This is a genomic window from Vibrio sp. SALL6 (assembly GCF_002002385.1).
Classification (GTDB): Bacteria; Pseudomonadota; Gammaproteobacteria; order Enterobacterales; family Vibrionaceae; genus Vibrio; species Vibrio parahaemolyticus.
Genome location: NZ_MQVK01000020.1, coordinates 168,695 through 183,402 on the forward strand (window position 1 = coordinate 168,695; position 14,708 = coordinate 183,402).

The following is a 14,708-nucleotide window of genomic DNA, read 5'->3' on the forward strand; positions in this document are numbered from 1 at the left end:
TTAAAAAGATTCAGCGAAACGAAAGAGAACGAGAAGCCTCGTTATCCAGAGAAGGAGAGAAAGCGCAATGGTTCGTATTGCAATCGCAGGAGCTGCTGGCCGTATGGGTCGCAACCTAGTCAAAGCCTCGCACATAAACCCAGATGCATCCGTAACGGCAGGTTCAGAACGTCCAGAATCTTCGCTCGTCGGTGTTGATATCGGTGAACTTTGTGGTGAAGGAAAGTTCGATGTTTTCCTGACCGATGACCTAGAGAAAGAGGTCGACAATTTTGATGTTGTTATCGACTTTACCGCTCCAGTAAGTACGTTAGCGAACTTAGAGTTATGTAAACAGCATGGGAAGTCTATCGTAATTGGTACCACTGGCTTTAGTGAAGAAGAGCGAGCACTGATTGATGCAGTTGCGAAGCACGTACCTGTTGTGATGGCTCCTAACTACTCTGTTGGTGTGAACCTAGTATTTAAGTTGCTTGAGAAAGCTGCAAAAGTAATGGGTGATTACTGCGATGTCGAGATTGTCGAAGCTCATCACCGCCATAAAGTTGATGCTCCGTCAGGTACTGCGATTGGTATGGGTGAGGCGATTGCTGGCGCTATGGGCAACAAGTTAAGTGATGTTGCGGTGTATGCGCGTGAAGGCATTACTGGTGAGCGTACTAAAGATGAAATCGGTTTTGCAACCATTCGTGCAGGTGACATTGTCGGCGAGCACACAGCAATGTTTGCTGATATTGGTGAGCGGGTCGAAATAACGCACAAAGCGACGGACCGCATGACTTTTGCTAATGGTGCCGTGAAGGCTGCAGTGTGGCTACATTCCAAGCCGGCGGGCTTTTATACCATGACCGATGTGCTTGGTTTGAATGAGCTTTAAATACATAATTATTCGCCGGCGTAAGCCGGCTTTTTTGTATTTGAAGAAAGTTATGTAAATAAAATGAGTATTGTAGGACGTCATTTTTGATCTTGTTTGTGTGTATTTTTGCTGGCTTTGTTGTCTTATTTGCCTTAACTGCTTAAAAGTTGATGTTGTTTTGTTGTGATTAACGTTTGCGTGAAAATCTCATAAAAATTTGTGATCTATAAAAAGTTCAAATTTGTAAAATCTAAAAAAAGAACCATCTTCAAAGTTTGCAGGTGGTGGAAACTTGTGTTTTTAGGGCTTATTGCTAGTAAATGCTATTACTCTTTAGAAAAAGATAATTTATTTTTCATTGTGTGTTGACAGGTTTGCAGTCCATCTTTAGAATACCGCCAATTTGTCTGAAATACCTATTTATGTAGATTTTATAGGTAAAGGAAGGCATGATTGCAGTTTGATTTATTTTTTTTGCATTTTTATTCTGGAGGTTGTCTTGAGTAAATTAGCACTGTTAGTCCTAGAAGATGGGACAGTGTTCCGCGGAGTGTCCATTGGGGCAGATGGCGTTTCCGTCGGTGAAGTCGTTTTCAATACCTCGATGACGGGGTATCAAGAAATCCTCACTGATCCTTCCTATTCTCAGCAAATCGTTACTCTTACTTACCCTCACATTGGCAATACCGGAACCAATTCCGAAGACGAAGAATCCTCTTCCATTCATGCACAAGGCCTTGTGATTCGCGATCTCCCTCTTATCGCTTCTAACTTCCGTAATGAACAATCCCTTTCTGATTATCTTAAGTCGCAAAACATCGTCGGCATCGCAGACATCGACACGCGTAAGCTAACTCGTATCCTGCGTGAAAAAGGTGCTCAAAACGGTTGTATCGTAGCTGGTAACAATCTAGACGAAGCTTTGGCGCTAGCGAAAGCAAAAGAATTTCCTGGTTTGAAAGGTATGGATCTTGCGAAAGAGGTTACAACAAAAGAAGCGTATCAATGGAAACAAGGTTCGTGGACGCTTGAGAGTGGACTTCCAGAAGCGAAAGACGACAGCGAGTTGCCATACCACGTTGTTGCTTACGACTTCGGCGCAAAACGCAACATCTTACGAATGTTGGTTGACCGCGGCTGCCGCCTAACGGTTGTTCCTGCTGAAACGTCAGCCGAAGAAGTTTTGGCTCTGAATCCAGATGGCGTGTTCCTATCGAACGGCCCTGGTGACCCAGAACCATGTACCTACGCGATTGAAGCGACCAAAGTGTTCCTAGAAAAAGGCCTACCAATTTTTGGTATCTGTCTAGGTCACCAAATTCTGGCGCTAGCGTCGGGTGCGCAAACGGTGAAAATGAAGTTTGGTCACCACGGTGCGAACCACCCAGTAAAAGATTTAGAGCGTAACGTTGTGATGATCACTTCGCAAAACCACGGCTTTGCGGCAGATGAAGCAACATTACCGGAAAACTTACGTGCGACTCACGTATCACTATTTGACGGTTCTCTACAAGGTATTCACCGCACAGACAAGCCAGCATTTAGTTTCCAAGGTCACCCAGAAGCAAGCCCAGGTCCACACGACGCGGCACCGCTATTTGACCACTTTATCGAACTCATCAAAAAACACAGCGCTTAATTCGGAGTAGTAGATAATGCCAAAACGTACTGACATTCAAAGTATTCTAATTCTTGGTGCTGGTCCGATTGTTATCGGTCAGGCATGTGAGTTTGACTACTCTGGCGCACAAGCGTGTAAAGCTCTTCGTGAAGAAGGCTACCGAGTTATTCTAGTTAACTCTAACCCAGCAACCATCATGACAGACCCTGAAATGGCAGATGCAACATACATCGAGCCGATTCAGTGGGAAGTTGTTCGCAAGATCATTGAGAAAGAACGCCCAGATGCAGTATTGCCAACAATGGGTGGTCAGACGGCGCTTAACTGTGCGCTAGATCTAGAGAAGCACGGCGTTCTTGCTGAATTCGGCGTAGAGATGATTGGCGCAACGGCTGACGCGATTGATAAAGCAGAAGACCGTTCTCGCTTCGATAAAGCAATGAAGTCTATCGGCCTTGAGTGTCCTCGTGCTGATACCGCGAAGACGATGGAAGAAGCTTACAAAGTTTTAGACATGGTTGGCTTCCCTTGTATCATCCGTCCATCGTTCACCATGGGTGGTACGGGTGGCGGTATCGCGTACAACAAAGAAGAGTTTGAAGAAATCTGTCGTCGTGGTCTGGATCTTTCTCCGACTAACGAACTTCTTATCGATGAATCGCTAATCGGTTGGAAAGAGTACGAAATGGAAGTAGTTCGCGACAAAGCGGACAACTGTATCATCGTATGTTCAATCGAAAACTTCGACCCAATGGGCATCCACACCGGTGACTCAATCACGGTTGCTCCAGCGCAAACTCTGACTGACAAAGAATACCAGCTAATGCGTAATGCATCGCTAGCGGTTCTGCGTGAAATCGGTGTTGAGACAGGTGGTTCAAACGTACAGTTTGGTATCAACCCGAAAGATGGCCGTATGGTTATCATCGAGATGAACCCACGTGTATCTCGCTCTTCTGCTCTGGCATCAAAAGCAACAGGTTTCCCAATCGCTAAGATTGCGGCGAAACTGGCTGTTGGCTTTACTCTAGACGAGCTGCAAAACGACATTACAGGTGGTGCAACTCCGGCATCATTCGAACCCACTATCGACTACGTAGTGACCAAGATTCCTCGTTTTAACTTCGAGAAATTTGCTGGCGCTAACGATCGCCTGACGACTCAGATGAAGTCAGTTGGTGAGGTAATGGCGATTGGTCGTAACCAACAAGAATCTCTTCACAAAGCATTACGTGGCCTAGAAGTTGGCGCGACTGGCTTTGATGAGATGGTTGACCTAGATGCACCTGACGCACTGACTAAGATTCGTCACGAACTAAAAGAAGCTGGCGCAGAGCGTATCTGGTATATCGCAGATGCATTCCGTGCGGGCATGTCAGTGGATGGCGTGTTTAACCTGACGAACATTGATCGCTGGTTCCTAGTTCAAATTGAAGAGCTAGTTAAACTAGAAGAGCAAGTGAAAGCCGGTGGCTTTGCTGGTCTAACAGAAGAAGTTCTACGCCAGATGAAACGTAAAGGTTTCTCTGATGCGCGCCTATCTAAACTGTTAGGTGTGGCTGAAAGCGAAATCCGTCGTTTACGTGACCAGTTTAACATCCACCCTGTCTACAAGCGTGTGGATACGTGTGCGGCTGAGTTCTCTTCTGATACGGCTTACATGTACTCATCTTACGATGAAGAGTGTGAAGCAAACCCAACAGATAAAGACAAGATCATGGTACTGGGCGGTGGTCCAAACCGTATCGGTCAAGGTATCGAATTCGACTACTGTTGTGTACATGCATCACTAGCGCTTCGTGAAGATGGCTACGAAACCATTATGGTGAACTGTAACCCAGAAACAGTATCGACAGACTACGATACATCTGACCGTCTTTACTTCGAACCAGTAACTCTTGAAGATGTGTTGTCTATCGCCCGCGTTGAAAAGCCAAAAGGTGTGATTGTTCAATACGGTGGTCAAACGCCACTTAAACTGGCTCGCGCACTAGAAGCTGCGGGCGTGCCAATCATCGGTACAAGTCCAGATGCGATTGACCGCGCAGAAGACCGTGAGCGTTTCCAGGCTGCAGTTGAGCGTTTAGGTCTTCTACAACCACAAAACGCAACAGTGACGGCGATGGAGCAAGCGGTTGAGAAATCTCGTGAAATCGGCTTCCCACTCGTTGTTCGTCCATCTTACGTTTTGGGTGGTCGTGCGATGGAAATCGTCTACGATGAACAAGACTTGCGTCGTTACTTCAACGAAGCAGTAAGCGTATCGAATGAATCTCCAGTTCTACTAGACCGATTCCTAGATGATGCAACAGAAGTGGATATCGACGCTATCTGTGACGGTGAGCGCGTGGTTATCGGCGGTATCATGGAGCACATTGAGCAAGCGGGCGTTCACTCTGGTGACTCTGCATGTTCACTTCCTGCTTACACACTAAGCCAAGAAATCCAAGACAAGATGCGTGAGCAAGTTGAGAAGCTGGCGTTCGAACTTGGTGTACGTGGTCTGATGAACACGCAGTTTGCTGTAAAAGACAACGAAGTGTACCTAATCGAAGTGAACCCGCGTGCTGCACGTACCGTTCCATTCGTATCGAAAGCGACGGGTGCACCACTAGCGAAAATCGCGGCACGTGTAATGGCAGGTCAGTCTCTGGAATCACAAGGTTTCACCAAAGAGATTATTCCTCCTTACTACTCAGTCAAAGAAGTCGTTCTACCTTTCAATAAGTTCCCTGGCGTTGACCCTCTATTGGGTCCTGAAATGCGCTCAACAGGTGAAGTGATGGGTGTTGGTGCAACGTTTGCAGAAGCTTACGCAAAAGCAGAGCTTGGTTGTGGCAGTGTGTACCCTGAAGGTGGTCGTGCGCTACTTTCTGTTCGTGAAGGTGATAAGCAGCGTGTTGTTGACCTTGCGTCTAAGCTAGTAAAATTGGGTTACCAATTGGATGCGACTCACGGTACTGCTGTAATCTTGGGTGAAGCGGGTATTAACCCTCGCCTGGTAAACAAAGTACATGAAGGTCGTCCACACATTCTTGACCGCATCAAGAACAACGAATACACCTACATTGTGAACACGGCTGCAGGTCGTCAAGCTATTGAAGATTCGAAAGTTCTACGCCGCGGTGCTCTAGCAGAAAAAGTGAACTACACAACAACGCTAAACGCTGCGTTTGCAACGTGTATGTCTCACACTGCTGATGCAAAAGCGTCAGTAACTTCTGTTCAGGAGCTACACGCTAAAGTAAAAGCGAGTCTGGAAGCGTAATAGATAAAAATCAATAAGCCCGGTAAATAGGGCTTATATGACAACCTCATTGCCCGCTCATTTGAGCGGGCTTTTTTATTTAATTATGGGTGTTTTTGTTAGTATTGGTAGTGTTTATACAGCGTATGAATATAACTAGGGTTATTCTTTATGGAGTTTGTAGATTCTAGTTTCAAGCAGTAAGTTATAGCTGGACTCTGACTTGTCAAATTGAAACCCGTGATTTTTAGCAAATACGTCTATTAATAACAAAGACGGATATGGACTAATAATAGTTAGTAAAGATGTAATTATTAAAAGTCGATTAATGAAATTTCTTTCTTTAGCTTTTGCTGCTCTGCCAACTATAAATGAGAATATGCCCATGAAAGAGAAAATGAGGAAAACACCACTTCCAAAAAAAGATAAAATGTAAATTTGATTAAATATGACCTCAGGCCTAGATTCCATTATGAAATTGGCGAAGTTATAACTTTTGCTAATACCAATATAGAATAAAGTTACTGATAATAACAAAAAAAATACGCCTAAAAAAAATGCAGTGTATCTGTCTTTTTTCGTCATTTCTTTCATTAGAGGTTACTTCCATTTAAACGACCTAAAGCTACAGAGCTATGTATTTTTAGAAATAGCTTTTCGTATTCATTTTTAGCTATATTGTCCATATGAGTATCGATTGCATTAGTAAGTTTATTTGTTAATGAGAACTCTTGGTCTATATAATTTAGGCTTTGCCCCACTAATACACCAACTACAATTATTCCCAATATCGGTCCTGCTGATAAAAATACAGCACTTCCTAGGTAAAGTGTTGCTAGCTTTGTCGACCCCGCAGCTATTGCGGAAGACAATCCGATTTTTATAATATCGCTAGCAACACTCCCATAAAGTTTAGAGAGAGTTTGCTTATCTCCTAAGAAATAATTGGCGACATGATAAGCGGTTACAAGTACTACTGTAATTATGCCTCCGCTTTTTATAGATTTCATCACGCTTTCTGAACCAACTGCAAATTTTATGACAGTTGGGTTAGGGAGGCTACTACCTATATTGGTTAGTCGTAGTTGTAATGCGGAGGACCCTGATACAACAATATGTGGAACCCCAGCATAGCTTTTTATGTAAAATACACTGTTTTTCCCTGTAACTTTCTGACAAAGTTGAGCTACAAAAGCAAAATCACTTCCAGTTACATAGTAATTAGCTGTGTTTTCAAATAGACCTTTAATTCGCTCCCAGCGAGTAAGTGTTAGTTTATCTCTGATTGAGTTATTTATTAAAATGTCAAAAGATTCCACTGAAAATAAGAATGTCTTTTTATTGCCTTGGCTAGGTTTTTTTACTGGATAAGGCGCTGTGGTTTTATTATCTTTTGGAAATTTTTGACCTGCTATTGGATATGTGGTTGACATGTCAGTTATACCTAGTTTGTTTTTATTTTATTTTATTTTATTTTATATAAATGTAACTTTAAATCTATTTTTTCTATAGTTTGCCTTTCGATTTCTTATTAATAAGAAAATATTTGCGACTTAACTCTAATTATTATTTTTATATTATTAATATGTTGTTTTTTTGAGTTGCATTCTTAAGTCTGGTTTTTATGAAAATTGCGCTAGCGCAAAGAAATAATTTATCAGTGCTTATATGGCAACTGAATGGAATGACCAATTTGACGATTTATTGTTAGGTGCGTCTATGTCTATTTTTGGTATTGTCGAAAATACGGCGGCGGATTTAATGATGTTATTATAAATGTAGTAATAGAGTATGATAGTCGTACTTTAACAATACCCTTGGAAATTTATCCAAATTGGAAATGTCTCTGTATAGACATAATTATACAGTGTTGCATTTTTAAAATAAGCCACTATAAACGTTATAAATTATCTTTTTTCAATATAAGTTAGCTTTTATCTGTAGATCTTTAGGTTAGAGCTTCTCAATACTTACTTAAATCAATGAAAATATGGAATAGGTTCATATCTCGACTTTCCTTTTTAGTTTGAGGTGTTAAGTGCTACCGTTTAGCTCTTTTCGTATTTTTGAGCAAGGAAGTGTAAGTGGAGCTTACTTTAGAAGTATTAACCGCGTTGTTTTTGGTTGCATCTGTGGCTGGTTTTATTGATGCCATGGCTGGTGGTGGAGGACTCATTACGCTCCCTGCGCTTTTGGCTGCGGGATTGAGCCCTACTCAAGCTTTAGCAACCAACAAGTTACAAAGTTCGTTTGGCAGCTTCTCGGCTAGCTGGTATTTCGTGCGTAACGGTATTGTCAGCCTAAAGGAAATGCGTTTCGCGATACTCTGTACTTTTATTGGTGCTGCAATCGGTGCCGAGGCTGTACAGTTTATTGATGCTAGCGTACTCACCAGTTTGATTCCTATTCTTCTAATTGCGATTTCTCTTTATTTTTTACTCGCACCAAGTACTCGAAAAATCGATGGAGAACCAAAACTTGCCGAAGCGATGTTTGCATTGTGTATCGGTGGTGGAGTTGGTTTCTACGATGGTTTCTTTGGCCCCGGTACGGGCTCGATTTTTACTGTGTGCTTTGTTGCTCTTGGCCACTTTTCTCTCGTGGATGCAACAGCACGAACTAAGATTTTGAATTTCACTTCAAACATCGCCGCATTGTTGTTTTTCGTTATCGCAGGGTTACCTGTATGGGAAATTGGTTTGACGATGGCGGTCGGTGGCTTTATTGGCGCTCAACTTGGCGCAAAAGTGGTGGTTACCAAAGGTCAAAAGTGGATTCGACCTCTAGTGATTACCATGTCTATGCTGATGGCAACAAAACTTCTTTGGCAACAACATCAGCAATGGCTTCTAACACTGTTTTAATTCGCTGATTGCGGTATGTGTTGTGGCGAAGACAGATGTGTATTGGGCGAATTAGAGGCTCTAGTTCTTCGAATTCAAAACAGAAATTTGATGCGATGTTGAGTGTTTTGATGATGGATTTAGGTATCAGTGCTGGTGCCATACCTTTTAAAGCTAATTGCGCTGCCGCAGTGTAGGAGTCCATTTCCATCAAAGGTTGGATCTCGTACTTGGACAAAATGGCTTGCTGATATGTATTGGCTGGGTTATTCAAATCGTTAGTTAAAATCGCTTTTGGTAATTGAGTTAGCGGGTGCTTACTTATTATAGAGAAAGGCTCATCGGCGAGATGAACGCTCATCAAACCGTGATGAGAAGGTAAGTAACCAGCGCAGAATCCTAGGGTCGCTCGCCCTGATTTTACGTTTTCAACGATTCTCGGAGTGTGATTGGTCGAGATTCTGAGATAAGGATCGCGTGCTAGTTGCTCTTCCATAATCATACTCAGATAACCTGCGACGAGAGTTTCTGAGCAATCCATTTTTATTAATGACGTATCTTCGAGCTCTTGCTGATCGTAAATCTGTCCTCGTAACTCATTGAATGTGGGCTCTATCGTATTGATAAGGGCCAGAGCATCCGAGGTTAGTTTAATGTGTCTGCCGTTTGGCTCGATCAGTTTCTTTCCTAACTTTTTTTCTAAATTGGCGATACGTTTACTCACCGCAGATTGGCTGATGTACAGCTGACTACCAGTGCGGCTCATGGTTTTTTCTTTACTTAGTACAAGTAACGTTTCAATGCCTTCTAATAACATAGCAATTAATGAAAATTAGGAATGAGACGGATAATTTAACGAATTGCTGAGGGATAAGCGAATCGTGTTAATTAAAATGCGAAGAGCCGAGATAAAGTCGGCTCTTTAGATTGAAATCTGTACTTGAATTGCTTAGCGGTTGATGGCGAAAGTAGGTAAAGATAGGTGCCAACGAATCGCACCAAGGCGAATCACCAGTGTTGAGATAACACCTGCGAGCAGGGCTGTGGAATGATCGTAACCCATACTCACAGCCATCGTGTGGAAGATGCCACCAATGATACAGGCTGTGGCGTAGACTTCGCTTCTTAGCACCATAGGTACCTCTCGGGCCAAGACATCTCGGATTATGCCGCCACCGCAACCGGTGATTACACCCATGATCACGGCAACCATGCCGGAGGCGTTGTAGGCGAGTGCTTTTTCTACCCCAATTCCCACAAATACGGCCAGACCGATGGCGTCACACACGGGTAAAACCCACCAAGCTAACCGTTTTGGTCTGCGAACCAAGATCATAGTTAACAAACAGGTGATGAAGATAACCCAAAGATAAGTGGTATCGGTAATCCAAAAGACGGGGGTCGCACCAAGTGCCATATCACGAATAGTGCCACCGCCAATGGCAGTCACGCTGCCTAGGACGATAACACCGAAGGGATCCATTTTTAATCGGCCAGCGAGTAAAACACCAGACACAGCGAAGATTGCTGTACCGAATAAATCGATCATATAAAGCAGCATGGAATCCATGTTACTTGGTACCTATAAAAAGTGTGAGAACAAAAATGGGCGGAAATTGTACGGTATTTCCAACGAAAACGTTAGCGTTTTCGTCTAACGCTTTCAAAGTGTTCACACACTTCAATGATCGCATTGAGTGTGCGTGGTGTTGGGCGATTTATCCAATCAGAATTGAGTGACCAAACATGATTGTTGCGCAGAGCTGGCAGTTCATTTTTCCATTGAGCCCACATTCCATCATCACTCATAGTATGACGAGAGGTGAAGAGTACTTCAGGTTGACGTGTTATCACTTGCTCGATACTGACTTGAGGATAGGGTGCTGCTGTATTGGCAAATACATTTTCACCACCACAGAAGTTAAATACTTCGCTCGGCCAGTTTTTACCTGCCACAGTAATGATCGGCTTTTCGCTGAGTTGATAAAAATAGCGGACTTTCTCTGTGGTGTTGTATTTCGCTTTGAGAGCAGTTAGCTCCTCTCTAAAGTCCCGCGCTGCTTTTTGACCCTTTGATGGATCATCACTGTATTGACTCAGCTGCTCAATATTATTTGCGATGTCTTCTAAAGTACCCGTGGTTGAGTAGTAGATAGGTACGCCAAATTGTTTTAACTTTTCGAGCTCTTTGGCGGGGTTACCCGCAGGCCAAGCAATGACAAGATCGGGCTGAAGGGCAATGATGCGTTCCAACTTTATGCCTTGGTAATTGGATACTTTCTCCAGTTCGCCAGCTTCCTTCGGATAATCACTCATCTCACTCACAGCGATCAGTTTGTCACCTAAGCCAGCTGCATAAGCAATCTCTGTGGCGTGAGGCGCTAAACTGATCACTCGTTCAACGGGTTCGTTCGCCATCGTAAGAGAGGAGAAGAAAAGGGGGAGGGATAGGCAAATTTTGTTCATCATAATCCTTGATAAATCAGTCCTAGAATAAAGCTTTGAATCACAATCCAAGCAAAGATGCGCCAAACCAGCAAAATTTGGATTTGTGCAAGATGAATAGCAGAAGGCACAATGCGTCCACCAATCTTGGTGCGTTCTGCTCTGACGCCTTGGTATAGAGCTGGGCCTCCTAACGAAAGCTGGAACTTATTGCCGATAGTACACAGCAACCAAGCAGGCCCTGGCAATGGCCAAGATTTCACTTGTTGTTTGAGTCCATTAAGCACTGTGGACATATTGTGACCAGCAAGCAACAGTAGGGCAAATAATCTTAATGGAATGAATTCTAAAACGGCAACGATTTGAATGGCAGGTTTCCCAAATGGCGCATACTGACGACGGCTAGGAGACCAAGCTCGTGCTAGTTCCATGGTTAAGCGGTACATAAGCGCCCCAATCCCACCTGCGATGGCATACCAAAACAGTACACACACTACATTGCGACCAAAGCCCATAATGATGGTTTCAGATCCGGCTTTACCTATACCGACAAGCGACAACGTTTCGGTATCACGATTCACAAAAGGCTTGAGTAGCTCGCGACAGCGCGTTTTATCCTCACGAGACAAGGCGAGGGCAAGTTGTTTGGTGAGGGTTTCGCAACTTCGCCAATCTAACGCTAATAGTAACAAGGCAAGTTCGTACAGAGGCTCTTGCCAAACTAAGGGCTTTAGAGCAATTAAGAGCACCAAACACGGCAATGTCATCAAAATAAGAGCGAGGCTTCCTGAGAGAATGCTTTGTGAATAGCTATGGTGGTTATTTACTTTCTCTGCTAATTGTTCGGCTACCTTGCGCCATAAAGTCGCAGGGTGAGCGGAATGAGGAATAGGGAGGATCAGGTGAAACAGTAATGCGCCCCACATCACGAGGAGCGCACCGTTAGCATAGAATTGCTGAAAAATTTCTTCCATGAATGACTTGGATTACTTAACCAGTTCCAGCATCTTGAATACCATTTCTGAAGAGCTTTTTGCTGCTAGAGGCAGGAATTCTTCAAAGCTCATTGGTGATTCTTTATCAGCAACGTCAGAGATAGCACGTACAACAACAAATGGTGTGTTGAACTGGTGGCAAGTCTGAGCAATAGCTGATGCTTCCATTTCAACCGCAATAACGGATGGGAAGTTTTCACGAATGAACGCTTGGCGCTCAGCCGTGCAAACAAACGCATCGCCCGTACAGATCAAACCGCGAACGGCATGTGTATTTGCCATTTGCTCTAGTGCTTTTTCCGCTAGGTCCATCAGTTTTTCATCCGCTTTGAATGCTGCTGGCTGACCTGCCATTTGACCAATTTCATAGCCAAAAGCGGTCACGTCTGCGTCGTGGTGGCGCACTTCTGTAGAAATCACTACGTCACCTAGATTTAGGCTTGAATCGAAACCACCAGCAGAACCTGTGTTGATAACCACATCTGGTTGGTATTCATCAAGAAGAATTGTTGTACCAACTGCCGCAGCAACTTTACCGATACCAGATTGTAGTAGCACTACATCTACATCGTTAATTTGACCAGAGAAAAACGTACAACCTGCTTTGTTTACGGTTTGGCAGTTTGTCATAGCTTCTTTCAGGATGGTCACTTCTTGTTCCATCGCCCCGATGATACCAACTTTCATAGCACTCTCTTTAGGTAAAATATTTAATCGGCGAGAGTATAGCACTCCCTGTCAGCAGTTTTCTATTTGATGAGTTCTGCTTTAGAAAGTTCGGTTCGTAATTGCTCGGCCCGTTTTCGATTGACGCCAAAGTCGGAATACCCTACGCGTGATTCTGAACGCACGATCAGAGTATTCCCGTCGATCTTTAATTCGAGATCATCCACGAAGCGCATGATTTTAGATGTGCATTCAATGCGCAGATAATTGCCATCTTTCTCTGCTGTTTTAGCCCCCGATAGTTGCAGTGCTGCTTGCTCAATTGCATCCAATGTGGCGGATTCGGTGAGAGTAAAAGGTTCGAGGTGGTGTTCTTCTCGTTGGTCTTGTGTTGAAACGCAGTTAGGTTTGTTTCCACATGGGGTTTGAGTTCTATCTGGCATCGAAGTGACTCCTTGGCTGCATGCGGTTAAGCCGAGAAAAGTGATGAGCATCAGAGCGGCTTTTTTCATGAGTTCTATTCCTTAACAGAGGAATTTAATTATATGTAATAAAAGAAAAAAGGATCCAATCTTTGGATCCTTTTTGAGTGTTGGGACGAGGCTACACGTCTAAGTAATCAAGAATACCTTCTGCTGCTTTTCGTCCTTCATCAATGGCGGTTACCACTAAATCAGAACCGCGAACCGCGTCTCCCCCAGCGAAGATCTTTTCATTGCTGGTTTGATATTGAAACTCTTGGTTGTTGGGTGCTTTGATTCGCCCCCATTGATCAAGTTCAACATTGAACGGAGTCAGCCAGTCCATTTGATGAGGTTGGAAACCAAATGCCATGATGACAGCATCGGCTGGTAGGACGTGTTCACTTCCTTCTACGGGTTCTGGGCGACGGCGACCTGCGTCATCAGGCTCGCCTAAAGCAGTTTTGACCACTTTCACGCCTGAAACTTTGCCATACGTATCAACCTCAATACCTAAAGGCTGAAGGTTAAACATGAACTTCACGCCCTCTTCTTTGGCATTTTTCACTTCTCGACGGGAGCCAGGCATGTTTTCTTCATCACGACGGTAGGCACAAATCACGTTAGATGCGCCTTGACGGATCGAAGTTCGCACGCAGTCCATCGCGGTATCACCACCACCAAGCACTACGACTTTTTTGCCAGCCATATCGATAAACGGTTGGTTATGTTCTAGCTCCATAACCTTATAGGTATTGGAAATCAAAAATGGTAGGGCGTCATAAACGCCCGGCGCGTCTTCATTTTCCAAACCCGCGCGCATGTATTTGTATGTGCCCACACCTAAGAAAACCGCATCGTATTCATCAAGCAGTTCTTGCATCTGCACATCTTGGCCGACTTCCACATTCATGCGGAACTCAACGCCCATTTCGGTAAATACCCGACGACGATTTTCCATGACCCCTTTTTCCAATTTGAAAGAAGGAATACCAAAGGTAAGTAGGCCACCAATCTCTGGGTAACGGTCAAACACCACAGGTTTTACACCGTTGCGAACTAAGATGTCTGCTGCTGCCAAACCAGCAGGGCCAGCGCCGATGATCGCCACCTTTTTATCCGTCCACTCCACTTTGGACATGTCAGGTTTCCAGCCCATTTCAAAGGCTTTGTCGGTGATGTACTTTTCAATGTTACCTATCGTGACAGCACCAAAATCATCATTTAGTGTGCACGAACCCTCACACAAACGGTCTTGCGGACACACACGGCCACACACTTCAGGCAAGCTGTTGGTTTGGTGTGAAAGTTCCACGGCTTCTAAAATTCGGCCTTCATTCGCCAGTTTTAGCCACTGGGGAATGTAGTTATGGACGGGGCACTTCCATTCACAATATGGGTTACCGCAATCCAAACAGCGATCGGCCTGCGCTGTTGCTTGTTGTTTCGTGAACGGCTCGTAGATTTCAACAAACTCAATCTTACGAATCTTAATTGGTTTTTTCGCCGGATCTACGCGTTGAACATCGATAAATTGGTAAACGTTCTGACTCATGATTCAAACATCCTCC

12 protein-coding genes are annotated in these 14,708 nt (G+C 44.0%); 4 read left to right on the forward strand and 8 right to left on the reverse strand.

The genetic code is table 11. The features are described from left to right. Positions 1-67: 67 nt before the first annotated feature. From dapB to carB, 3 genes are all read left to right on the forward strand, one after another. Positions 68-877 (forward strand): 4-hydroxy-tetrahydrodipicolinate reductase, encoded by an 810-nt coding sequence (gene dapB, locus BIW15_RS12795; protein ID WP_015296233.1) that lies wholly within the window; start codon positions 68-70, stop codon positions 875-877. A 481-nt stretch (positions 878-1,358) separates the two neighbouring features. Further along, positions 1,359-2,498, forward strand: coding sequence for a glutamine-hydrolyzing carbamoyl-phosphate synthase small subunit (gene carA, locus BIW15_RS12800; RefSeq protein WP_011105665.1), 1,140 nt, complete (start codon positions 1,359-1,361; stop codon positions 2,496-2,498). 16 nt (positions 2,499-2,514) lie between these two features. Next, a complete protein-coding gene (gene carB / locus BIW15_RS12805) occupies positions 2,515-5,748 on the forward strand; it encodes a carbamoyl-phosphate synthase large subunit (RefSeq protein WP_025539978.1) in 3,234 nt (1,077 codons plus the stop codon). 572 nt (positions 5,749-6,320) lie between these two features. On the opposite strand, the gene BIW15_RS12815 is transcribed toward carB, so the two are convergent. After that, complete coding sequence (locus BIW15_RS12815; RefSeq protein ID WP_077281132.1) at positions 6,321-7,160, reverse strand: hypothetical protein; 840 nt, start codon at positions 7,158-7,160, stop codon at positions 6,321-6,323. Between the two features lie 651 nt (positions 7,161-7,811). Between BIW15_RS12815 and BIW15_RS12820 the strand changes: the two genes are divergently transcribed. After that, positions 7,812-8,591: a TSUP family transporter gene (locus BIW15_RS12820; RefSeq protein WP_077281133.1), complete on the forward strand. Its 780-nt coding sequence runs from the start codon at positions 7,812-7,814 to the stop codon at positions 8,589-8,591. Here the strand turns inward: BIW15_RS12820 and BIW15_RS12825 are convergent. From BIW15_RS12825 to BIW15_RS12855, 7 genes are all read right to left on the reverse strand, one after another. Further along, the gene (locus BIW15_RS12825) at positions 8,527-9,387 is read right to left on the reverse strand and encodes a LysR family transcriptional regulator (RefSeq protein ID WP_011105668.1); all 861 of its coding nucleotides are present in this window, start codon (positions 9,385-9,387) and stop codon (positions 8,527-8,529) included. The genes BIW15_RS12820 and BIW15_RS12825 overlap by 65 nt on opposite strands. 132 nt (positions 9,388-9,519) lie before the next feature. Further along, a complete protein-coding gene (locus BIW15_RS12830; protein WP_005461192.1) occupies positions 9,520-10,140 on the reverse strand; it encodes a TRIC cation channel family protein in 621 nt (206 codons plus the stop codon). Positions 10,141-10,211: 71 nt separating this feature from the next. Next, positions 10,212-11,036, reverse strand: coding sequence for a vitamin B12 ABC transporter substrate-binding protein BtuF (gene btuF, locus BIW15_RS12835; RefSeq protein ID WP_025793556.1), 825 nt, complete (start codon positions 11,034-11,036; stop codon positions 10,212-10,214). Next, positions 11,036-11,989, reverse strand: coding sequence for a cobalamin biosynthesis family protein (locus BIW15_RS12840; protein ID WP_077281135.1), 954 nt, complete (start codon positions 11,987-11,989; stop codon positions 11,036-11,038). Before BIW15_RS12840 ends, btuF begins: the two co-directional genes overlap by 1 nt. A 12-nt stretch (positions 11,990-12,001) precedes the next feature. Next, entirely contained in the window at positions 12,002-12,697 is a 696-nt protein-coding gene (gene mtnN, locus BIW15_RS12845) for a 5'-methylthioadenosine/S-adenosylhomocysteine nucleosidase (RefSeq protein ID WP_005461186.1), read from the reverse strand. A 62-nt stretch (positions 12,698-12,759) separates the two neighbouring features. Next, the gene (locus BIW15_RS12850) at positions 12,760-13,188 is read right to left on the reverse strand and encodes a DUF1499 domain-containing protein (protein WP_005480841.1); all 429 of its coding nucleotides are present in this window, start codon (positions 13,186-13,188) and stop codon (positions 12,760-12,762) included. Between the two features lie 91 nt (positions 13,189-13,279). Beyond that, on the reverse strand, positions 13,280-14,692 hold the full coding sequence (locus BIW15_RS12855; protein WP_077281136.1) for an FAD-dependent oxidoreductase: 1,413 nt from the start codon (positions 14,690-14,692) through the stop codon (positions 13,280-13,282). Between the last annotated feature and the right edge of the window lie 16 nt (positions 14,693-14,708).

Coding starts and splice junctions, on each gene's coding strand:
- dapB (WP_015296233.1), top strand. CDS start 68: ATGGTTCGTATTGCAATCGCAGGAGCTGCTGGCCGTATGGGTCGCAAC.
- carB (WP_025539978.1), top strand. CDS start 2,515: ATGCCAAAACGTACTGACATTCAAAGTATTCTAATTCTTGGTGCTGGT.
- BIW15_RS12815 (WP_077281132.1), bottom strand. CDS start 7,160: ATGTCAACCACATATCCAATAGCAGGTCAAAAATTTCCAAAAGATAAT.
- BIW15_RS12825 (WP_011105668.1), bottom strand. CDS start 9,387: ATGTTATTAGAAGGCATTGAAACGTTACTTGTACTAAGTAAAGAAAAA.
- BIW15_RS12830 (WP_005461192.1), bottom strand. CDS start 10,140: ATGGATTCCATGCTGCTTTATATGATCGATTTATTCGGTACAGCAATC.
- btuF (WP_025793556.1), bottom strand. CDS start 11,036: ATGAACAAAATTTGCCTATCCCTCCCCCTTTTCTTCTCCTCTCTTACG.
- BIW15_RS12840 (WP_077281135.1), bottom strand. CDS start 11,989: ATGGAAGAAATTTTTCAGCAATTCTATGCTAACGGTGCGCTCCTCGTG.
- mtnN (WP_005461186.1), bottom strand. CDS start 12,697: ATGAAAGTTGGTATCATCGGGGCGATGGAACAAGAAGTGACCATCCTG.
- BIW15_RS12850 (WP_005480841.1), bottom strand. CDS start 13,188: ATGAAAAAAGCCGCTCTGATGCTCATCACTTTTCTCGGCTTAACCGCA.
- BIW15_RS12855 (WP_077281136.1), bottom strand. CDS start 14,692: ATGAGTCAGAACGTTTACCAATTTATCGATGTTCAACGCGTAGATCCG.